The organism is Candidatus Enterococcus leclercqii (assembly GCF_009933135.1).
Lineage (GTDB): Bacteria > Bacillota > Bacilli > Lactobacillales > Enterococcaceae > Enterococcus_C > Enterococcus_C leclercqii.
Genome location: NZ_MAEH01000011.1, coordinates 109,192 through 129,803 on the forward strand (window position 1 = coordinate 109,192; position 20,612 = coordinate 129,803).

Consider the following 20,612-nt stretch of genomic DNA (forward strand, 5'->3'; position numbering starts at 1 on the left):
TCTTTTACCTTGATTCACTCATGTATTTCGGACGATAGCTGGTCAAAAAGACAATGCTTTGATCATAATCACCAAAGTCTTTGCCAAAAAGTGTGATGCCGCCGACTTTTTCCGCGTCCTCTTTTACTGCTATTTTTAGATTCCAAAAATCCTGTAGGTCGTTGGTAATTTCTGACAGCGACACCTTCGATACTTGCTCGTCATCAATAAAAACCCCATCTTCTCGCACATCAATAGTCAGCAAAAGCCCATACTGATTAATCTCTGAAGACCACCAGGAGGGCGTATAGTTTCCTCGGCGATCAGCAAAGTCGCCTGGACTTCGCCATGTACAAAGCTCTACCCCATTCAATGAAAAAGTAATATCTGACGGCCAATCTTCCTTCCAGCCAGGATATTCTGACGAAATTTCCAAAGATAAGCGTAAACTCTCCGGCTCTTGATTCGCTTGCAATAAGTTAGGAACCTGATATTCCAGAAACCCTTTTGTAAACCATAAAATCCCCGCCTCCGCTTTTAAGGTGTCCATAAAATATTTTGGTTCATCAAAATTGCCAATATAGTCACTAGCCGTCGCTAAACCACATGTGGGTGCCACATTGAATCGATTGTAATGCCCAATAGGTACTTCCTGTCTATATTGGTAGCCACGGTTTTGCCCCTGACTAAGCACAACATTCAGCTCTTCAGCCAAGATTTTAGCAAGACGCTGTGTACCTGCTTTTCCGGGAATACGACGTGTGGTAATCAACCCGGCTTTTTCCAGTTGATTGATATGTTTACCAATAATCACACTGGACAGCCCCAAAGCTTCCGCCAGCTCTTTGATATTGCTCTCACCTTGGGACAAGATTTGCAACATTTCTAAGCGGGTTTTACTAGCTAGTGCTTCATACACTGGCAACGAACTTTCTGTGATATCTAAACGCACGGAGTGACACTTCCCTTCAATTCTCTTTTGGGCCAGCGGGCTTGCGGGCAATCTTTTTGTGGCAAATGGGCACGGAATTCATAATAACAACCACACTTAGTACAAGTATGCAGTGAACGATAGGGGCATTTCTGACAAATCTCGGTTCGCTTTCTAACCTCTGTTTCTGGTAGACACGCTGCTTCCAATGTGAGTTGTTCGTTGATCAATTCCTTCACATCCACGTTACGAGCAGCTTCTCTTGGCTGACAACCGCGACAAATCATTCGTGGCACGCCATCGTAATCGTCACGATGCTCATCGGCGGCAGGCTGAGTTTCACCCCGTCTTCAATTTCTGTTACTCCATCAAAATCAGTGATTGTTACTGTCTCTGGGTGGTCAAAATCATTATAGGCGTTCATTTCTGTACCAATGAGACCTCGTGCCTCTTTCACTGTCACAGCTGTATCTAAAACGATATTCAAGGACGCACTTTCTTTTAAATCAAAGTTGGCGAGGCTGACTGTCAATTGGCCACCTTTTTGTGAAGCTGTGCTCGTTACATGAGGCGGGAGTTCACCAAAACAGTCGATTAATTGTGCATCCTGGTGATTTTTATAAAGGTCAAACACATGATAGCTCGGTGTCTTCACCATTTGAGCTCCTTCTGTCAAAATCATCGCCTGCAAGACGTTTACCGTCTGAGCAATATTAGCCATGTGAACTCGATCGGCATGTTTGTGGAAGATATTCAAGGTGATTGCTGCCACCATTGCATCTCGCAGGGTATTTTGCTGGTACAAAAAGCCCGGATTTGTACCAGGCTCCGCTGTGAACCAAGTCCCCCACTCATCTACAATCATCCCGATACGCTTTTCCGGATCATATTTGTCCATAATCGTACCATGGCGCCTGATAAGTTCGTCCATGTAAGCAGCTTTCTCACAAGTTAAATACCAGTCATCAGCGGTAAACTCAGTGGCACTGCCTTTTTCTTCCCACCCATGAGGATGGACATAATAATGCAAGCTCAAACCGTCCATCATCCAATGGGCATTTTTCATCAAAGTCTCTGTCCAGTGGTAATCGGCAACATTCGCCCCACCGGCAATTTTATAGATTTTATCTTCTCCATACTGGCGGACATAGGTTTGATAGCGTCGGTATTCGTCAGCATAATATTCCGCCCGCATATTACCTCCACAACCCCAGTTTTCATTACCAACTCCAAAAAAAGCCAGTTTCCAAGGTTCTTCTCGCCCATTTTTGCGGCGCTCTTCGGCCATAGGAGAAACGCCCCCCATGGTGATGTACTCCACCCATTCCTGCATTTCTTGGACAGTTCCACTGCCGACATTCCCATTCACATAGGCTTCACATTCCAGCTGTCTTACCAGTTCAAAAAATTCATGGGTGCCGAAGTGGTTATTTTCCGTCACCCCGCCCCAGTGAGTATTGACCATCATTTTACGGGTTTCTTTCGGACCAATCCCGTCTTTCCAATGGTATTCATCGGCAAAACATCCCCCCGGCCAACGCAAAACCGGTATTTTGATGTGTTTCAATGCCTCAACGACGTCGGTACGCATGCCATTGACATTGGCAATCTCAGACTCCGTTCCTACATAGAGTCCTTCGTAGATACAACGGCCTAAATGTTCAGCGAAATGGCCGTAGATGTATTTGCTGATAGTTGGACCGCTTTTTTTAGTCAATAATTGAATAGTCATTTGATACGCTCCTTTAGTTAACTTTTTAATTCCTTTTACAAAACGAATATATTTGCTTTTTCAAAAAGAGCGTATCATAATAAAAAAGGGCTTTCAACACTATTTTTATCTTTTTCAGTAAAAAGTACATAAATGGGAACATTCCTACTCTACCCATAACATACTTAATCAAATCGTTAATCATATAAACAGCTATACTACCGAAAATTACTAGCTACCAGCAATTTTACGAAACATCCCCGACACCTTCTACTTGACACACGATGTCGGGGACGTTAACCTTATTCTCATTTTCACTCAGCTGCTGCATCGCTCATTAAAAATGCTGCTTACGATATTGCTGTGGTGTTAATCCATATTTTTTCTTAAAAAGAGAGATAAAATATTGAGTCTTATGGTAGCCTACCATGTCACCAATGATATTCACTCGCAACTCACTATTTGCCAACAACTCAGCTGCTTTTTGCATCCGAACATCAGTCAAATATCCCAGTAAATTTTCACCGGTGCTGCTTTTAAAATAGTATGACAAATAACTGGCATTCAAATGGACTTTTTCCGCCAATAGCTCCAATGACAAAGATTCATCATAGTGGTCTTGGATATACGCCTTTAGAAACTCAATAGCAGCTTCTTGACTCTTGGTATTTGTCATTTTTTGCTCTTCTAAATCAGAATCTCCCAGGTGCTCAGCAGCTTTTTTTGCGGCCGGTATCTGCTTATCTTTTGACTCATTGAGCAGTGGCAATACCTTTTCTAAAGCTGAAAGGAAGTCCTTTTTCAAAACCGGTTTTACCAGGTACTCAGTCACTCCGTAACGGATAGCTTTTTGAGCGTAATCAAACTCAGAAAAACCCGAAATAATAATAACTTTTGTAGTTAGTCCCAGCTCTGAAATTTTTGCTGCTAAGTCTAGACCACTGGTTTCTGGCATGCGGATGTCAGCAATCAAAAGCTGTGGGGACTCTTCTGACAGTAGTTGTAAGGCTTGCCTACCTTTATTAATTGTTAGAACTTGAGTAAAACCGTACCGCTGCCAATCGATGATATGTTTCAAATACTCTGTCATATGTTGCTCATCGTCTACAATCATCACCCTCATACAGATTCCCCCTTGTCTACTTTTTTGTCTCCTAGTGGTTTCTCAACTTTTTCTTGAGTATCAAAAATAAAGGTAACTGCCAACCCACCTAATTTACTGCGGGAAAAACGCAGAGCCGCCTCGCTGCCGTAGTGATTTACCAAACGCTGGTTGACATTCCACAGACCAACTGAAATTTCTTTCTCCCGTTTTTTTTGTGCCAAGTCAGTCTCTAACTGGGTAATCTGTGAAGCTGTCAGACCATAGCCATCATCTGCTACCTCTATTCGAATTTTGCCAGTCTCACCAGATTCTAGGTTTAGGCGCACATGAATTTGATGTGCGCCTTCTCTTCCTTCGATACCATGTTCGATAGCGTTTTCAATCAACGGTTGTAACAGCAAAGGCAGGATTGACACATTTTGAATAGTTTCATCCATCTCCAATGTATAATCTAAATTTTTCCGCATCGCCATAATTTCCAGATAGTTTCTGGCAAAGTGTACTTCTTCTCCAACTGTGGTGGTTACCCGAGCTTTCGTACTGTAACGGTAATAATTCGACAGATGAGCTGCCATATCAATCACAGCTTCCTGGTTATAGGAAATAGAAACAATATAAGCCAAACTATTGTATAAAAAGTGAGGATTAATCTGAAACTGCAACTGTTTAAATTCAGCAACATCCCGGGAACGCTGTTCATTGGCTAAGGACTGCATCAAACGCTGACCACCGCTAACCATCTGATTAAATTGATCGAAGACATAACCAAATTCATTTTTTGGCAATTCAGTGATTCGGGTATCAAAATCGCCGTTCTCTACTTGTTTGAACTTCGCAATCAGCTTTTTCACCTGCTGTGAAATATTCTTATAAAATAAAATCCCAATAATGACAGCAAACGCTAGGACAGACAGCGCGACTGTAAATGTGATCTTTGCAACTCGATTAACTGGCTCAGCAATTCTGGAATAGGGTAAGTAGGTAATCAAACGCAACTGAGATTTTGCATTTTTGTTAGTAAAATACAGGTAATCTTCCCCCGCCAAATAAAAATGGCCTTGCTTAGCGTCAGCAGTCAACCCGTCATCCTGGCGAATTGCAGCCAATGCCCCTTGATCTGTGTCATCTTCAGCTGAGATTCCTGTTAAATCAGGCAATAATAATAAGCTTCGGCTGTGATCTGTGTTGGCAATTATCTGACGAATTTCTTCCAGATGATAACGACTTAACTCTACAATCACATAGTATTGAGGGGCATTCAGCTTAGATTTTGGCAGGTAGACATAAGGGTATGAGGTCACAAAGAAAAGACGGTTGTTGTCGGAAAACCAGCCATTTTTTGGCAATGATTGATAGAATTCTGGTGAATCGATGACCGCTTCATGACTAGTAATCACTTGACCACTGTCTTGCCAATACACTGCCAATGATTCAATACCTTCACTATTTTGCACTTGACCTAAAAGAGCGTTGCGAACTTCGGAATACTGATCTGTAAAGCGATAATCCGGCTCTTCCGGTTTGCGATCAGCCTCAAAAAAGCGAATTCGTCGATCAGAAATTACCGATAAAGCATTCAACTCCGCCTCTTTAACTTCAGTTTCTAAAAGATAGGCGGCGTGATCCAGCTGTTTTTGCGTGCTGTGAATCACATTGTTTTGCATATTATTGGCTGTGTAATTAAACAGCCAGACAAAGAAAACCAGTACAACTAAAAGTAATCCGACAAAAGCTGCCAGTAGCCATTTAATGGTTTGCTTCACTGGTTTTCACCTCACTTGTCTGCAGATACCAGTCATTGACTGCTGCCGTGATGTCTGCACCACCATTTTGCTCCCAATCAGATACGAAAGCATCAAAAGCTGAGCTGTCACTCTTGCCACTGATGATATCGCTGAAGACCTGATTTTCTTTGGTCTGAAAACGATAAAAGAGATCTTGCAAAGTATCTGATAATTGCCCGCGAAATTTATTAGCTGTCAGTTGCTCTTGGTTTTGGTAGGCAATGTTCCCTGCAACCACTAACGGTTTCAAGTCTGTATGATAAAGTTGCTGCAGCTTCATTTCTGTACCGTTAGTTGCCAAATCCCCGGTGACAGCTTTATGGTAAGGCAGCATCTGATCTAACGCAGGCATATTTTTCGTCAAGATAGCCTTACTGGGGTTAAACAGCCAACGAGTTTGAGGTGGATCAAATGTTGTCGGATCAAATACTGGCTGTTTTTTCACAATATCGTAGTCATAGTTTTCCAGATAGCCATATTTGAAATCACCTGTCCCAAAAGCAGCGTCATACAGCCAATCATAATATTTAAAGAAGGCTTCCATTCCATTGAAATCCTTTTTAAAGAGTAGCCAGCCATCATTTTCCTCGGCTCGTTGGTAAGTAGGCTCCCCATTGTCTTGACGAATCGTGGGATAAACCCCAATTTTTGCACCAAGAATCTTACTTTCTACCTCAATACTGTCTTCAATATGTGCTGGACGACCAACGTACATTCCTGCTTTACCGTCGCGAAAAGCCAACATTGCATTCCAATCATTTGTAACTGAAGCATCTGAGGCAATCCAACCTTTTTGGTACCACGTAGCCATTTTTTCTAACGTCTTTTTATTTCCTGGTTGAATCGAACCATAAATCAGCTCTCCTTCACCATTTTCCTCCCAATTTCCAGGGATAAACTTACCCGTATTGGCAGAAAACAACATCGCTGGATCCCCTAACCAACCGGTACTGTACAGACCGTCGCCGGAATATGAAAAGCCATAGGTATCTTTTTTTCCGTTGCCGTCAGGGTCTTCTTCTGCAAAAGCCTTAATCACCACCTCGAATTCGGCAAGCGTTGTCGGTGCCTTCAGATTTAACTTATCTAGCCAGTCCTGCCGAATCACCAGCACTTGCGTTTCTGCCAGACTAGGAGCAATGGGGAGACCATAAGTTTTGTCTCCTTTTTTCGCCGAATAAAAACTCTCTGGAAAGTTTTGATAGACAACACGCAATCGCTCTGGCAGGTAAAGAGCCAAATCTTCATCAATCGCTTTTACCTGACCCGATTCAATCATCTCTGCCATCAAGCCCTGATCGTAGACTGGAATCACATCTGGGAGCACTTCAGCACCAGTAAGAGCCAAGCGCAGCTGGTTCACATAATCATCGTAATTATTGCCTAAAATATTGTATTGAATCTTGATTCCCAACTGATCGATACCTTCTTGGATCATAGGATTATGATTGATATCTTCACCTGCTGCATATCGACCGTAGTTCTCATCAGACTGTTTGCCAGCAGTAATGGTCACCACCGATTGATCGACTTTACTAGAAGACATTGTTTTTTTTGCACAAGCTGTTAAAAAAAACGGCAGCAGCCCCAATATTAAACCTACGCACACTTTTTTTCTCATAGTCTTCACCTTTTCCCGTACTCACGACATTTTTAAGAAATCGCTTTCTATAGTTTTTATGGTATTAGGTTATACATACCGCCCAGCCTCTCATAGCCTATTATGCCGGCAATTTTTGACAGTTGCAATGAAAAACCGGCCGTAGCTCACGACCGGTCTGAACTCTTTTTTAGTACTTACAAGTTTACTGTGACTGGCGGTAGTCCCTCTGTGCAAAATACGGCCCGGCTGCCAGGTTCTCCTGCTACATACGCAATCAATTGTCCTTGATAACTACGCCGTCCTGCCACCGTATATGGGGTAATATCCGCCAAATCCCCATTTTCAATTCCCAATAACTGACAATCAGAAGCTTGTTCATCAAACCAAATCTGCTGCTCCGTAAAGGTCCGTTGTCCGTCTTTATCACAAAAAGTTAGCTGAACTTGTTGAATTTCTTCCAGTGAAACTGCATTTTTTTGTAGTCTTTCCACTGCAGTACGATCTTGCCAGACGAGTGGTACTAATTGTGTTGCTTCTCCTAGAGGTTGCAGGCTATCATGAACACTTTCCTCTCCCCGCGTTGCAGTCACCGTTAGCTTTCCAGCAACAAACTCTCTCACTGATCGATAGTAGCCAGTCTGTTTATCAAACATCATGGGAATCACTTCGTCGTTATTTTTTACCGTTATATTTTCTCCGTTGGTATACAAACGAATCTCAACTGGTGTTGCTGGTGGATAATTCCATTTACGGAAAACCGGCAGCCATTCTGGATGTTCGGCATGCGAATCAGACGGCAAAGTGAATAATTTTGCTGTCAATTCTGTCGACCACCAACTCTTTCGCAACCAATAATTACTTTTTTCAAAACCTGCCATCGTCAATAGACCTGCTCCAGAACCATGAATTGGCCAGCCATGAGCTTCACCTAAATAGTCAATACCGGTCCATAAAAACTGGCCACTGATATAGTCATTTTCTACAACTGCCAGCCATTGCCGATACCCATGACCATTTTCCGAGCCAATAAAAGGCTTATCTGGAAAACGACAATGATCCGCTTCGTAAAGGTGCTCTTTGTAGTTGTATCCGACAACATCCAAATCATCCAATAAGCCTGTCTGACTGGAAAGCTCAGGAAAAGCAGCCGCCAAGGTCACCGGGCGGGTAGGGTCTTCTCGGCGAAGGATTTTACCCAAGGTCTTGCCAATTGTCGTCAGACGCAGAGTATTTGGCCGATTTGGGTTGTACTGCCGCTCTTCTTCAGGTTTATTGTTGTCGTTATTGCCGGTCATTTCTTCAAAAAGCGGATTTTGGTAAGGGTCATTGGGATAATCAATCTCGTTACCAATACTCCAAGCAACAATTGCCGGACGATTCTTATTGCGCTGAACCATATCTACCAGATCTTTTTTGTGCCAAGCAGGAAAATCCTTAGCATAGCCTTCGAATTTTGGTGGATAGACGTTATGCCCTTGCCACCATTTGTTTTTGGGATTTTCCCACTCGTCAAAAGCTTCATCAAAGACCAAAAATCCCAAAGCATCACACAGATCATAAAGATTTTGGCTGTGAGGATTATGAGCCATTCGGATAGCATTGGCTCCCATATCTTTAAGTTTTTGCAGCCGGCGCAGCCACACGACAGTCGGCACGGCAGTTCCAAAACAACCAGCATCCTCGTGTAAGCAAACTCCCTTAAGTTTTAAAGCTTCTTCATTGATTTCAAAGCCAGTGTCAGCATTAAAACTGAAGGTGCGAATGCCTGTCTTTTGAACAAAACGGCTCTCTTTTCCATCATGTTTGACAATTGTGATCAACTCATACAAATTAGGAGTAGCTGGTGACCACAATGCTGCACCAGCCAGCTCACCTCTGAATACCACCTCTTGCTTGCGACAAGCAGCAATTGTCACTGGCTGTGTCGGGAATACCAAGCAACTATTGCCTCCCAGTTCTCTTAGTTCAACAGCTACTTCAGCTTGCGTAGCTTCACCAGTATGATTGCTCAATTTGACTGCTACTGTCACCTTAGCTGCATCATTTGCCACCTCTTCAGTCACAAAGGTTACATCATAACGATCCACAAAAACCTCTTCCATTACTACAAAAGTTACCGGTCGATTGATTCCGGAACCATTGTACCAACGAGAATCAGCCAGATCAGTATGATCCACTCGTACAGCAACCACCACATCGTCATTGGGCGCCATCCGAATCATTTCAGTGATATCAAAGTCAAATGAGCTGTATCCAGAAGGTCGGTTCCCTAAGTGATAGCCGTTCACCCAGACATCCGCATTTTTGTAGACGCCGTCAAAACGCAGCTGGACTATCTGATCTTTTTCCACACCAAGCTCAGCTAGCGAATAGTGTGCCCGATACCAGCCAATACCTCCTGGCAAATAACCGGTACCACTTGACGCCTCTTTTACAAAATCTTGAGTTACACTCCAGTCATGGGGAACTCTCACCGTTTGCCACTGTTGGTCATCATAGTGTTTTTGCCAAGCGTTGCGATCCTCACCTAAATGAAAGCGCCAATCGATAATTTGAAAAGTATTCATGTTCTTCCTCCTCTTATACTGAACCTTCTGTAAAATAATAGTTCTTTTTTCACTAGGTAGGCCAGGCTGCCAATTAATTATTCATTCCAATAAGTAAGCCGTCGAACAATTCACATTTAGTTATCTTAGATGAAACCTTATCACAATCCCACAATTATCAAAATGGAAAATACGTAACCATTGGATGGAAAATATTATCCTTTTGAAAAAAATATGTCCAATCACTTCCTGTTGAAAAAAAACTCTCGACATCAAAACAGCACCGGCCTATGGGTTGGCCCGTGCCGTTGGAAAGCGAGATGGTAAAAAAATGTTACGCTGTTTTCTCCCTGATATATTCGGCAATTGGTCGATAGTTTAAAATCAACAGCAATGCCACCAAGCCAATACCAAAGAAAAACAAATAGATAGATACGTTGCTCAATAAAATGAAAGTTCCCAATAGGAGCATAAAACTCATAGCGTAACGCCCAGATTTCAAAATTGATAGCTTGAGAGTGGTGAGTAGCCCGTCAACAGTTGCGGCCTGTGGATAAAAGACTCGCAACAAACAATAATTCAAAAAGAAAGTGATAGTCACAACCAAAATGAAAAGGTTCAACAACTGAATCGTTTCACTAAAATGCAACAACTGCCCCAGCATCAAATTAGTTCCTGCCAAACTCAGAATTCCCCAGACTGGTAGCCATATTCGTAAAAAGCTTTTGGTTTCCCGGCAGAGGTATCCAAAGAACGGCCGTAGTATGGAACCCTCACTTTCTACCTGCTTTAACACCTTTAGCAAAGCCAAAAATGCTGGACCTACTGGCAATAAGGCCAACAGTAAAAATGGTAAATTAACCGAAGTCAATGGCAAAAGCAAGAGACATAACGCAAGTGGTAAATTGACTAACCAGAAACAAATCGTTGCCAACAAACACCACCAGATATAATTCACTTTTTCCATGTAGTTGACTAGTTTATACACATCAAAGCGATTTTTCTGACCCTGTTCTTTCATCTTTGCAGCCTTCTTTCTTTTCGATGACAATGTGTTTCACCTCTAGTTGGCACCTCGTAGTAGTCAGACAGCCTGACTACTACGAGTGAACATCATTCATATTCAAGCACCCGCTATTTATTTAGTACCACTATTCCCAATTCCCAGATTAATTTGGAAGAGGTATTTTTGTCCCCAAAAGTAAACGATGATTTGCGGCAGTGTCAAAACTAGTGACATACACATCAAAATAGACATATTCAAAGTACCAGTGGGATTAGCAGAAGCTGATAGCATCTGCGCTCCCAATGCCATGGTCATCTTATTAGTATCAGAAGTGTAAATCAGCGGTCCCATGATATCTCCCCAACAAGCATTAAAGGTGAAAATTCCAATGGCACACATCGCTGGTTTGATTAGAGGTAATACGATTCTACGGTACATACCAAACGGTGTTAAACCGTCCAACTCAGCTGCTTCAAATAAGGTTCCCGGCAGCGCCGTAATAAATTGGCGAGTAAAGAAAATATTGTAAGCCGATCCGAAAAATTGGGGAATAATCAGCGGCCACAAGGTATTGTAGAGCCCCATATTTCGGAAAATGATAAAGACAGGAATCAATGTAATCTGCCCCGGCAACATCATGGTGGCTAACAACAGCAAAAACAACTTATTTTTATGCTTATAACGCATTCGAGCAAAACCAAAGGCGACCATTGTTGAAGAAATCAGTTGTCCGATAATGCTCATAATGACAACAAACATGGAATTCGCGAACCATTTTCCTACTGGTTTATCTCCGGTCATGGTGTCGTTAAACAAGCTGACAAAATTGTTAAAGTTAAATTCACGAGGAATGATAGTGAAGGTTTCTTTGATATTGGTCTCAGGTGATGCTAGAGCGATTGAAATCATGTATAAAAATGGGATGATCAGTACACAAGCAAATGCAATCAGCACAAGGTAAACAACCACTTTGGCTTTTTTGCTCAAATTCAGATCCAACATAATTATTTGACCTCCTCTTCATAAAATACCCACATACTAGAGCTCTTCAATACAATTACTGACAAGACCATAACGATAGCAAATAGCACCCAGGCCATCGCCGAAGCATAACCCATTCGATAATAGGAAAAGGCATTTTTATACAGATAAGGTACAATCATCTCACTAGCATTGTCTGGCCCACCATTCGTCATCATGTAAACCTGTGTAAAGGTTTGTAAAGAGCCGATAATTCCAGTGATCAGATTGAAAAATAGGATAGGTGAAATCTGCGGGATTGTGATTTTACGAAACATTTGGAAACGGGTTGCTCCGTCTAGCAATGCCGATTCGTACATTTCTTCTCCAACAGAATTGATTGCTGACAACATCAAGATCATCGTCCCCCCGACGCCCCATAATGCCAGAAATACAAAACTCCACAATACGGTACTCTTATCCAGCAGCCAAGAAGGCCCTTGGATTCCTATAAAAGACAGTGCTTTGTTCAGAATCCCATTCGTTGCCAAAATGCGAGAAAACAATAGTGTGCTGGCCACGACTGGTACGATGGACGGCAAATAATAGACAGTCCGAAATAGACGCATTCCCTTTAGCCTGAAGCTCAACAGATAGGCCATCCCCAATGACAGTAACAGATTCAACGGTACACTAATCAATGTGTACTTAAAGGTATTACCGATTGCCTGCAAGAAAATATCATCGTTTTGGAACAAATTGATATAGTTCTTCAAACCAACGAAGTTCATTTGAGAAAACATATCCCAATCAGTAAAACTCATGATGAATGAAAAGATCATCGGTCCCACCGTCAATCCTAAGAAGCCAATCAGCCAAGGAGAGATAAAGATAAAGAACCAAAGCTTCTGCATTTTTTGTTTTTTACGGCGCGATTGCTTTCTCTGAAGCGCCATGGATTCGGTATATTCCACGTTTGTCATTCCTTCCTATTTCCCAAAGCTGTCTGAGACTAGTTTTTACCTAGCTGCTACAGAATTTTGTCTTAATACATCTTTAGGATTTTCTCTCCACGTTCCTGAATTTTTTCGATTGCCTCTTGAGGTGTTAGACGCCCCAGCAGCATCTCTTTTACTTGATTCGAACCAGCTGCGGTGATTTCACCGTAATACGGTCCTTGGAAAACACCATCAATTTTGACTCGTTCGGCAGATAAGCCCACTGCTTCCAAGTTCAACTCTCGACCATTGATCTGACGGTTATTAAACTCTGCTGAATTCAAGACTTTCAAATTTGCCGGACAGTCTCCGAGGGTTTCCCCCATGATGCTTTGCGCTTCGACATCTGTCATATAGTTCATAAATTTGAAAGCAGCCTCTTTGTGCTTAGAATCTTTCGAAAGAGCCAGTGCACTACCAAATGGCCATGTTGTCTTTTCTTTGAAAGATGGCATTGGTGCAATGTCGAAATTGAGCTCTTCTAATTCCGTAAAACTACGAATATTCCAAAAGCCAGTGGTCAACATGGCAACTTTTCCTTGCGAAAACATAGAATCTGCATTAGAATTTTTAACATTTTCCAATTCCTGATAGGTCAAGATATAGCCTTTTTGATAAACTTCGTTGTACCATTCCAGCACTTCGAGATTTTCTGGACTGTTGATTGTGAGTTTTCCTTCTTGCATCACTTCGCCACCATTGGAGTTGACGAACACCCCCCAGTTAGGTGTCCAATCCAAACCACTCGCTCCATATTGAAGAGTCTGATCACCTTTTTTGACAGTCAGTTTTTTCATAGCCGCCGTATAGTCCTCAATTGTCCAGTCTACTGTCGGATACGTTAAGCCTGCCGCATCGAACATATCTTTGTTATAGTACATAATTTCGGGACCACCCCGGTCTGGTAGTGCAAAAGGTTGGTCTTCCCAAGTGTACTGTGTTAAAGCATCCGCCCAACTTGCTTCAGTATCGATACCAGCTTCTTTAATGTACGGACTAAGATCCTCAAATAGCGTTTTTGATGCGAAATTCTGGCCATTTTCAGCCACTTGTACCACATCTGGTGCCTCTTTTCCTGCGTACATCGTCAATAGTTTCGTATCATAGTTGTCAGCAATCGAAATCACTTTTACTTTGATATCAGGATTGGCTTTTTCGAAAGCTGCAATTCGGTCTTTATAAATTGTTTTATAAGCATCATCGCCCCCCCAATGAGAAAATTCGATGACCGTTTTGCCATCCTTAGTTTCGGCGTTACCGCTTCCACATGCTCCTAAAAAAAATACAGAAGTTAATGTTGCAGCCGCCAGCCCCAGCTTTTTCCATTTGTTCATACGACTGTCCTTCCTCTCTTCCATTGCTTCTTGCTACATCCAAATCTTAACGAAAAGGGTTTCATAAAAGGATGCCCCGATTTTTAGGTTATCACCCCATTTTTTAGATAGCGATAATTCACCTGCTTTGCCACTTTTTTCTTCTTCATAAAAAGCTGATGAAGCTGCCTTTTGCTGGACTGAAAGCAGCATCTGTCCTGTTTTCTTATATCGACTTCCTTTAAGAAAACTGGTATATTAGTATTTGCACAATAAAATCAGCGCTTCAAAGCTAACCATTACTCTGACCCATATAAGACAAGAAAGGAAAAACCCATGATTGAAAACAATCAAACCAGAGCTTATCAACAGCTGAAAACATTGGTATTAAAAAATCAGCTGAAGCCCGGACAAAAAGTTTCCAAAAAGGAATTGGTCCAAAAATTAGGGATTGGGGATACTCCTGTTCGAGAGGCCATCTTGCGTCTGCAAAAGGAAGGTCTCGTACAAGTAATCCCCCAAAGTGGTACGTATATTTCGAAGATTGACTTGCAAGAAGTCTACGAAGCCCGCTTCGTACGCGAAAACATTGAAAAACTCGTTGCACAAGAAGTCTGCGATCGAATCACACCTCAGCAAATCATCGAGCTGGAAAATATGCTGAAGATTCAGCATATTTATTTTGAAGCCAAAGACCATGACCACTATTTTCAATTGGATGAAGAATTCCATCAAGCCTTTTATGTGATTGCTAATAAAGAACACGTGTGGAAATGGTTGCAACTGTTAAATACTGCCTTGAATCGTTTTCGCTATCTGCGCTTGGAAGTGGAAGAACTTGGTTGGGATAATATTCTAGCGGAACATCAGCAAATCGTAGCACTGATTAAGCTCAAGGATCGAGCGCAATTAGCTGAAGCTGTCGCTCATCATATCCACAAGGTCAATGAGGATGCTGAAGTTGTCCTGAAAGCATTTCCTGAGTTTTTCGTTGGAATTGATACCACCTCTGAAAATTAAAAATCTGTACACTACTTCAATCTTTTTTCTACAAGTGGGAAGGTTGTGCGTTTTAAACAGCCTTTCCTCTTCTTTTGTCGTCTGCTGGGTCATTAAAAAAGCTGAAGCAATTTTCGGATGAACCGATGATTGCTTCAGCTTTTTATTAGTCTTCTTTTTTAGTTCGCAATAAGAGGATTCCACTGAGTATAACAACACAGCCCCCTAATGTCGCAAACTGTCCCATTCGAATACCGGTTTTTGGTAGTTGATTGCCAGTTGCGGAAACAGCTTCTTGCTTATCAGAGATAGCCGCAGTAGCTTTTGCGGCGTTCTCTTTGGAACCGGCGACAGTCGCTTCTCCGGATTTCGTAATCGAAAAAGTCAATGTCATGGTTCCCTGCAGCTTTTTATCTTTGCTAGTAGAAGTACTATCTGCCAGGGATAGATGCGTCGTGACAGGCAACTCACTGCCGGGCCAAACATGGATGTCTACGCCAGACATGATTTCTGCTAACGTAAAAGATTCCTCTCCCAAATGAATCGTTCCCTGTAAATGTTCCACCAGCCAGTCATCAGCAACAATTTGACTCAACACCAACTCAAAGTTTCTCTGCTCTGTTTCATTCTTCAACTTCACTAGTTGTTGCGGCAGCTTCATTCCAGGAGCCAGCTTCATTATTTTTCCCGATTCATCTGCTACCGCCAGCTCAAAATGTTGTTCATTTTCTGCTATCACCACAGCATTTTCTGCTGCTGTCGCCTTGCTGCCTCCCAAAATTAGTCCGACTATAACCAACCCAGCTGCGAACCATTTCTTCATGATTGTCCTCCCATGTCAGAACTTCCTTTGCTATTCCAATCATTATAACTGATAGCGGCGGTTTCATAAAGCGTGTTTCGTAATCCTTTTGCAATGCAAAACTGATTGGTAAGGATGGCTTCTGTTTCGTCAGGAACCTTCATTGGAATGTCGCCGCCTCTTTTTTAATCATCCAGAGGTTATATAAAATAATTAAGGGAATCCCACAATAAAATAGGTAGCTAATCAAAAGCGACAGAATACCACTGAAACTAAGCTGATTGGCATTCATCGGATCGTAGACTAAGCTAAATAACATGTCAAAAAGCTGCCAACCGACAAAAATCAGATAGGGTTGTAAATCCGGCTGCTGACTATTCTTAAGCTTTTGATGATTGCGAAGATAAAAAAGCATCAAAATAATCGCTAACAGCAACCCAGCGATAAAAACAATTTTCACCGGCAATGTGTTTGCATGACGATAAATCGGCTCTGGGTCAAGTCCTAAGTCTTCTAAATAATCATAGGCCTCTCGTTGTGGATTTAACGTAGAAGGGATGGCAAAAAGCCCCCATGCTATGGAAATACCTGTTATTATCATCAAGATAATGTTCCAGATTTTGGTATTGTTCAGCCGATTGGCGCGATCTTTCATAGCTAGGTACTCCTTTTTCATATCATTAGATTTTGTAATTACAGGTAGCTTCTAACACTTCTCTTCCATATGCTTGAAGATAATGTCGTAACAATTACTTGGGATAATGAACATATCAAAAAACTACTGCCTTCACACTCAAATCGAGAGGCTATTCTGATTAACATGATCAATACGCAATCATAGGGATTGTCGCAATTTTTTTCTCAAAAGGCGCCTTACGTCCAGCATTTACCGAATAGAGGCTTTTGCTGACTTCATGAATCGCCACAGCCATCGCTACATAGGGCTGACCACAAATATCAAAAATCCCAATGTTGTAATTTTCTCCGTCAAAGCGTCCCAAGTGAAATTGATCATAACATTGGAAATAATGGCAGCCGACACCATTGGGATGGGCGGCCGTCTTTTCAACATATTGACGATAGGCTGCCCCTCTTTGCTTCTGGTTTTCAACTCCCTCCAAACCAGTTGCCGACAAGCCGGCATCTAGTGCACCAAAGTGAAACTCCCCAATCAGCACCGGTAGATCGACACCCAGATCGACCACTTGCTGAATCTGTGTTGTTGGATCAACAGCATAACAATTGATTGAAAACACATCGAAGTTCTCCCAGCCAGCAATCAGATCCCCGTCAGAAATCCACGCCCAACGCATTCCTAAAATCATATGATTAGGATCAACTCTCCGACAAGCTTGCGCCGGTATCGTCACATACCGACGGACCATTTCTACAGAAAAAGCTCTCAAATCAGCGGCAGCCTGTGGCGATTTTTGAGATAAGGATTGTTGTGGTTGTTTCAACTCATCAAAATCAGAAAAATCTGTCTGCCAAGCAACATTCAACTCAGATATCGCTCCACCATATTGTGTTTTCAAGTTTTTAATCAGCATCTCTTTTGAAGCTGTTGCAGCTGGATTAAATAGCACTTCATCCGCCAGATTCAGACCATCTACAAAAGCCCATGCCGGCTCGTTACGCAAGAAGTAGCCAATCATCCAAGGGTCATCTCTTCTTTCAAACAAAGCCTCGGCACAACGGGCAGCATTTACTGCATACTCTTCACTGAAAACATCGGGGAAATCGCGAAAAATCATTTGCTGGGTGTCGGGAAATTCTGGTAAAGAGGCTACATAAGGCAACCGTTTCTTATCAAAAAGGCTCGGGTCACTCCAGTTACCAATCGTATTCATCCCCAAACTTTGCAGTTGATCCAAAATCAACTCTTGCCACTTCTCTTCCCACTGTTCCCCGTAAACTCGATACAAATTGGCTTTCAAAAATGAATAGCTCATAATTGGTGTTCCTTCTGGCGTCTTTCCCGCTGTATAAAATTCATTGAAACCTGGCTCTTCTGCTGTTGGCAACCATTCACACCAATTCTCAATCCCAGAAATCTTACAGTCAGAGTTGACATTAACACAATCTGGACCATTGCTGAAGAAAGCATTGCCTTCTGGATCTACCAAATACCAGCGATTGTCTCGTTTGCAGCTGGTAAAAAAACCCGTTCCAGCAGCCAGTTTTTCTTCCTGGTCTCCACCATAACAAGACCATGATGTTTGTGGCCAGGAGACTTCACTCTCTTCAAAAGATAGGCTCATTTTCAATTGCGTTGGATCAGTGATTTTTTCCGGCCATTCCTTTTTAGTATTTTGTCCAAAAATATCTGCCAACCTTGCAGCCTCTAGTGGTGGCTGCGTCGGTTTTACTTCGTGCAAAAGTAGATTTTCGATTCGACCAGAAAAATTACTCCCCCCTGAAGAAATGACTAATTGAGCCTTAACAATCGCTTGTCTTTCGATTCGACTACCATGACAAACAAATTTCAGTACACCTTTGGGGGCATCTGGAAACAGAGTCTCTCCGTTAAGCCATTCTTTATCTAACAAAATCCAGCTTTTAACGTAAGGAAGCATTCCAAAACGAATTGTCATTGTCGGTTCTTTTCGATCATGTCTCTCAAACAACAAGAGATTAGCCACCAGACTGTGTTCAACTTCTTCAGGAATAAATTCCCAGCTGATATAACGAGCAGGTGCCCGCAACACTTCTGTCAAATCAAAAATGATATCTGGAGCTACACGAATTGGATCACTGACTTCTTTTAAGACATTTATCGTTTTACTCATTTCTTTCCCTCTCTCCTTTAATGATTATCTATAGTGCTTACTATAAATAGTAACACGAATATTTGATTTCCAAAATAGAAAATCTTATCTAAAAAAATGGAATAAGTTATCGAAGTTCCCCTTGAGAAAACGATTTCTTTTTTATTTTTTCAAGTTAAACTGGAAATAAGCTGTGACCAAATTGATTCTCAAACGTTTCTTTAGTGAAGAGGGAGGTGTCGGGGGTGGAAAAAGATCAGCTAACGCAGCTGTACGAGCGTTACGGAGAAGAGACATATTGGTACAGTCTCAGCCTCACCAAAAATCGAGAACAAGCCCAGGAGTTAGTCTCTGACGCCTTTTTTCGTCTTATGACAGCGCTTGACGAGCTGACTGAAGAGCAGGTGAAATTTTGGCTGTTAAGGCTGATAAAAAATCGTTTTTACGATCAACAGCGCTATCAAAATCGCTGGCAGAAATGGTTTCGTCTTAACGGGGACAAGACAGACTCGTCTCCTGCAACGCCTTTAGAAACGCTGTTAGCAGACGAAACGAAGCAGCAGTTGTATCGGGGAATCGAACAATTGTCGGCAAATGATCGCGAGCTATTATTGCTTCACTATTTTAACGATTGGCCAGTGACGGATATCGCGTCTTTTCTCGACCTGACGTATCCCCAAGCGAAGACCCGTTTGTATCGGGCCCGCAAACGATTGAAGGAGGTATTGGAACATGACGGATTTACAGAAATTTGACTTTGAGAAGATTCAAGCAGGTGTCAAGCAGAAAAACCGTCGCCGCAATTTACTGCTCATTTTAGGCAGTGTATTGGTGACGATCCTATTGTTTTTTGGAGGGCGTTGGCTAGTCGATTACTTTTACTATAATCCCGCGGCTGGCAACCAGTTGGTGGAAAAAGACAGCTACATTTTTAATCGTCAATTGCTAAATGACTTGACTGAGCCCAATTTGGACCTAAAGAGCTATCAAATCAGCCAAAGCGGCCCTACTGCTTATGATATCAGCGAGATCTACCGTCGCCCACTGCAAGATAGCGGGACTGTCACTCGCAACTATCAGATTGAAAAAGGTCGCTTGATTAACCCCACCGTCTCTCCTTTTGATTCCCGAGATTTAGATGGTTTTTTTGAGGCGCTGTTCTCCCGCAACTCAGAAAGCTCCGGCGATGCAGAAGCGACCAGGCAAAACTTAAGAGAAAACCTGAAGGGACTCCCTCAGTCTACTTATCTAACCGTCAATGTCACCTTCGACAAAGACCTCAGCTTCACTGAGCTTGAAGACTGGAAAACTTACAGTGCACCTCAAGCAGAACCTCGTTGGTATGCCATCCGTACTCTGCCATTGGCAAAAAGTGGTAGCATCGTGACTTATCCGCCAGTTGGCATCTCAGCGTTTCAAAGAGGTCGAGCCGTCTTATCTACAAAAGAAAACAAACAGCTTGCTGAAAAATATCCTCTCTTGCTGGAGAACAACTTAACCTCTCAACAAAGCTCCTGGCCAGAAGAGAAAAAGCTGACTACCCGTTTACATTCCACTTTTTCCTATCTATTGAATCAAAGTGATTTTTGGAATCTCTATGATTCAGCAAAAGGTCTCAGCACACCGACTGTTACTCAATCCCGGCTACAAGAAATGTCTGATTACCTGGCGAAAAACGGGGTCAAATTTTACGGAGTGACACTCGAGCTGTCGGTGCAGGAATTAATGGGACTTTTGGATCAAAATGATGGACTGGACCTTGTTACGGTCACTGGTGTCAACGTTTTTCCACTAAGCGGCCAACATGGGCAGCTACCGGATGTCTCACATCTCTTAAAGGAGTAAACACACTCGGCAAGTCTGAAATCACTTACAACGAAAAAGTTGTGCTCTTTTCAAAAAAACAGTTGCAAAATATCTCCTCGTCCGTTATCCTATATAAGTGCCTAACGTATGGAAAACATACGATATGCGGTCGTGGCGGAATTGGCAGACGCGCTAGCTTCAGGCGCTAGTGGTAGCAATACCGTGGAGGTTCAAGTCCTCTCGGCCGCATAAAAAACTCGTGGATTCAATCCACGAGTTTTTTTGGTTCTACAATATTTAG

17 protein-coding genes and 1 tRNA gene are annotated in these 20,612 nt (G+C 42.3%); 4 read left to right on the forward strand and 14 right to left on the reverse strand.

Going from position 1 to position 20,612, the window contains the following annotated elements:
• Positions 1–4: 4 nt before the first annotated feature.
• The 11 genes from BAU14_RS05335 to BAU14_RS05380 all read right to left on the reverse strand — a co-directional run bounded on the left by BAU14_RS05335 (position 5) and on the right by BAU14_RS05380 (position 13,957).
• Positions 5–931 (reverse strand): ArsR/SmtB family transcription factor, encoded by a 927-nt coding sequence (locus BAU14_RS05335; protein WP_161899055.1) that lies wholly within the window; start codon positions 929–931, stop codon positions 5–7.
• Complete coding sequence (locus BAU14_RS14355; protein ID WP_237580421.1) at positions 922–1,197, reverse strand: DUF6171 family protein; 276 nt, start codon at positions 1,195–1,197, stop codon at positions 922–924. Before BAU14_RS14355 ends, BAU14_RS05335 begins: the two co-directional genes overlap by 10 nt.
• Positions 1,194–2,642, reverse strand: coding sequence for an alpha-N-arabinofuranosidase (locus BAU14_RS05340; protein WP_161899056.1), 1,449 nt, complete (start codon positions 2,640–2,642; stop codon positions 1,194–1,196). The genes BAU14_RS14355 and BAU14_RS05340 overlap by 4 nt, the downstream gene beginning before the upstream one ends.
• A gap of 316 nt (positions 2,643–2,958) precedes the next feature.
• A complete protein-coding gene (locus BAU14_RS05345; RefSeq protein ID WP_161899057.1) occupies positions 2,959–3,744 on the reverse strand; it encodes a response regulator transcription factor in 786 nt (261 codons plus the stop codon).
• Positions 3,741–5,489 carry a sensor histidine kinase gene (locus BAU14_RS05350; RefSeq protein WP_161899058.1) on the reverse strand — a complete coding sequence of 583 codons (1,749 nt, stop codon included), beginning with the start codon at positions 5,487–5,489 and terminating at the stop codon, positions 3,741–3,743. Before BAU14_RS05350 ends, BAU14_RS05345 begins: the two co-directional genes overlap by 4 nt.
• Positions 5,473–7,131: an extracellular solute-binding protein gene (locus BAU14_RS05355; protein ID WP_161899059.1), complete on the reverse strand. Its 1,659-nt coding sequence runs from the start codon at positions 7,129–7,131 to the stop codon at positions 5,473–5,475. Before BAU14_RS05355 ends, BAU14_RS05350 begins: the two co-directional genes overlap by 17 nt.
• A gap of 176 nt (positions 7,132–7,307) precedes the next feature.
• Complete coding sequence (locus BAU14_RS05360) at positions 7,308–9,680, reverse strand: glycoside hydrolase family 2 TIM barrel-domain containing protein (protein ID WP_161899060.1); 2,373 nt, start codon at positions 9,678–9,680, stop codon at positions 7,308–7,310.
• 313 nt (positions 9,681–9,993) lie between these two features.
• Positions 9,994–10,680: a hypothetical protein gene (locus tag BAU14_RS05365; protein ID WP_161899061.1), complete on the reverse strand. Its 687-nt coding sequence runs from the start codon at positions 10,678–10,680 to the stop codon at positions 9,994–9,996.
• Between the two features lie 117 nt (positions 10,681–10,797).
• Complete coding sequence (locus tag BAU14_RS05370) at positions 10,798–11,667, reverse strand: carbohydrate ABC transporter permease (protein ID WP_161899062.1); 870 nt, start codon at positions 11,665–11,667, stop codon at positions 10,798–10,800.
• Positions 11,668–11,669: 2 nt separating this feature from the next.
• On the reverse strand, positions 11,670–12,608 hold the full coding sequence (locus tag BAU14_RS05375; RefSeq protein ID WP_237580422.1) for a carbohydrate ABC transporter permease: 939 nt from the start codon (positions 12,606–12,608) through the stop codon (positions 11,670–11,672).
• Between the two features lie 62 nt (positions 12,609–12,670).
• A complete protein-coding gene (locus BAU14_RS05380) occupies positions 12,671–13,957 on the reverse strand; it encodes an ABC transporter substrate-binding protein (RefSeq protein WP_161899063.1) in 1,287 nt (428 codons plus the stop codon).
• Positions 13,958–14,272: 315 nt separating this feature from the next.
• Here BAU14_RS05380 and BAU14_RS05385 point away from each other — a divergent pair, with 315 nt between their 5' ends.
• A complete protein-coding gene (locus tag BAU14_RS05385) occupies positions 14,273–14,956 on the forward strand; it encodes a GntR family transcriptional regulator (RefSeq protein WP_161899064.1) in 684 nt (227 codons plus the stop codon).
• 145 nt (positions 14,957–15,101) lie between these two features.
• Here BAU14_RS05385 and BAU14_RS05390 read toward each other — a convergent pair whose 3' ends face one another.
• The 3 genes from BAU14_RS05390 to BAU14_RS05400 form a co-directional block, all read right to left on the reverse strand.
• Positions 15,102–15,758, reverse strand: coding sequence for an LPXTG cell wall anchor domain-containing protein (locus BAU14_RS05390; protein WP_161899065.1), 657 nt, complete (start codon positions 15,756–15,758; stop codon positions 15,102–15,104).
• Positions 15,759–15,897: 139 nt separating this feature from the next.
• A complete protein-coding gene (locus BAU14_RS05395) occupies positions 15,898–16,392 on the reverse strand; it encodes a hypothetical protein (protein WP_161899066.1) in 495 nt (164 codons plus the stop codon).
• A 169-nt stretch (positions 16,393–16,561) separates the two neighbouring features.
• On the reverse strand, positions 16,562–18,526 hold the full coding sequence (locus BAU14_RS05400; protein ID WP_161899067.1) for a beta-galactosidase: 1,965 nt from the start codon (positions 18,524–18,526) through the stop codon (positions 16,562–16,564).
• A 224-nt stretch (positions 18,527–18,750) separates the two neighbouring features.
• Here BAU14_RS05400 and BAU14_RS05405 point away from each other — a divergent pair, with 224 nt between their 5' ends.
• From BAU14_RS05405 to BAU14_RS05415, 3 genes are all read left to right on the forward strand, one after another.
• Positions 18,751–19,260: an RNA polymerase sigma factor gene (locus BAU14_RS05405; protein WP_161899068.1), complete on the forward strand. Its 510-nt coding sequence runs from the start codon at positions 18,751–18,753 to the stop codon at positions 19,258–19,260.
• On the forward strand, positions 19,238–20,350 hold the full coding sequence (locus BAU14_RS05410) for an anti sigma factor C-terminal domain-containing protein (RefSeq protein WP_161899069.1): 1,113 nt from the start codon (positions 19,238–19,240) through the stop codon (positions 20,348–20,350). The genes BAU14_RS05405 and BAU14_RS05410 overlap by 23 nt, the downstream gene beginning before the upstream one ends.
• A gap of 126 nt (positions 20,351–20,476) precedes the next feature.
• Positions 20,477–20,560 (forward strand) — tRNA-Leu (locus tag BAU14_RS05415).
• Positions 20,561–20,612 lie beyond the last annotated feature (52 nt).

What these genes read in the sequence shown, in the direction of transcription:
- BAU14_RS14355 (WP_237580421.1), bottom strand. Translation starts at nt 1,197, where the DNA reads ATGATTTGTCGCGGTTGTCAGCCAAGAGAAGCTGCTCGTAACGTGGAT.
- BAU14_RS05340 (WP_161899056.1), bottom strand. Translation starts at nt 2,642, where the DNA reads ATGACTATTCAATTATTGACTAAAAAAAGCGGTCCAACTATCAGCAAA.
- BAU14_RS05345 (WP_161899057.1), bottom strand. Translation starts at nt 3,744, where the DNA reads ATGAGGGTGATGATTGTAGACGATGAGCAACATATGACAGAGTATTTG.
- BAU14_RS05355 (WP_161899059.1), bottom strand. Translation starts at nt 7,131, where the DNA reads ATGAGAAAAAAAGTGTGCGTAGGTTTAATATTGGGGCTGCTGCCGTTT.
- BAU14_RS05360 (WP_161899060.1), bottom strand. Translation starts at nt 9,680, where the DNA reads ATGAATACTTTTCAAATTATCGATTGGCGCTTTCATTTAGGTGAGGAT.
- BAU14_RS05365 (WP_161899061.1), bottom strand. Translation starts at nt 10,680, where the DNA reads ATGAAAGAACAGGGTCAGAAAAATCGCTTTGATGTGTATAAACTAGTC.
- BAU14_RS05370 (WP_161899062.1), bottom strand. Translation starts at nt 11,667, where the DNA reads ATGTTGGATCTGAATTTGAGCAAAAAAGCCAAAGTGGTTGTTTACCTT.
- BAU14_RS05375 (WP_237580422.1), bottom strand. Translation starts at nt 12,608, where the DNA reads ATGACAAACGTGGAATATACCGAATCCATGGCGCTTCAGAGAAAGCAA.
- BAU14_RS05380 (WP_161899063.1), bottom strand. Translation starts at nt 13,957, where the DNA reads ATGAACAAATGGAAAAAGCTGGGGCTGGCGGCTGCAACATTAACTTCT.
- BAU14_RS05385 (WP_161899064.1), top strand. Translation starts at nt 14,273, where the DNA reads ATGATTGAAAACAATCAAACCAGAGCTTATCAACAGCTGAAAACATTG.
- BAU14_RS05390 (WP_161899065.1), bottom strand. Translation starts at nt 15,758, where the DNA reads ATGAAGAAATGGTTCGCAGCTGGGTTGGTTATAGTCGGACTAATTTTG.
- BAU14_RS05395 (WP_161899066.1), bottom strand. Translation starts at nt 16,392, where the DNA reads ATGAAAGATCGCGCCAATCGGCTGAACAATACCAAAATCTGGAACATT.
- BAU14_RS05400 (WP_161899067.1), bottom strand. Translation starts at nt 18,526, where the DNA reads ATGAGTAAAACGATAAATGTCTTAAAAGAAGTCAGTGATCCAATTCGT.
- BAU14_RS05410 (WP_161899069.1), top strand. Translation starts at nt 19,238, where the DNA reads ATGACGGATTTACAGAAATTTGACTTTGAGAAGATTCAAGCAGGTGTC.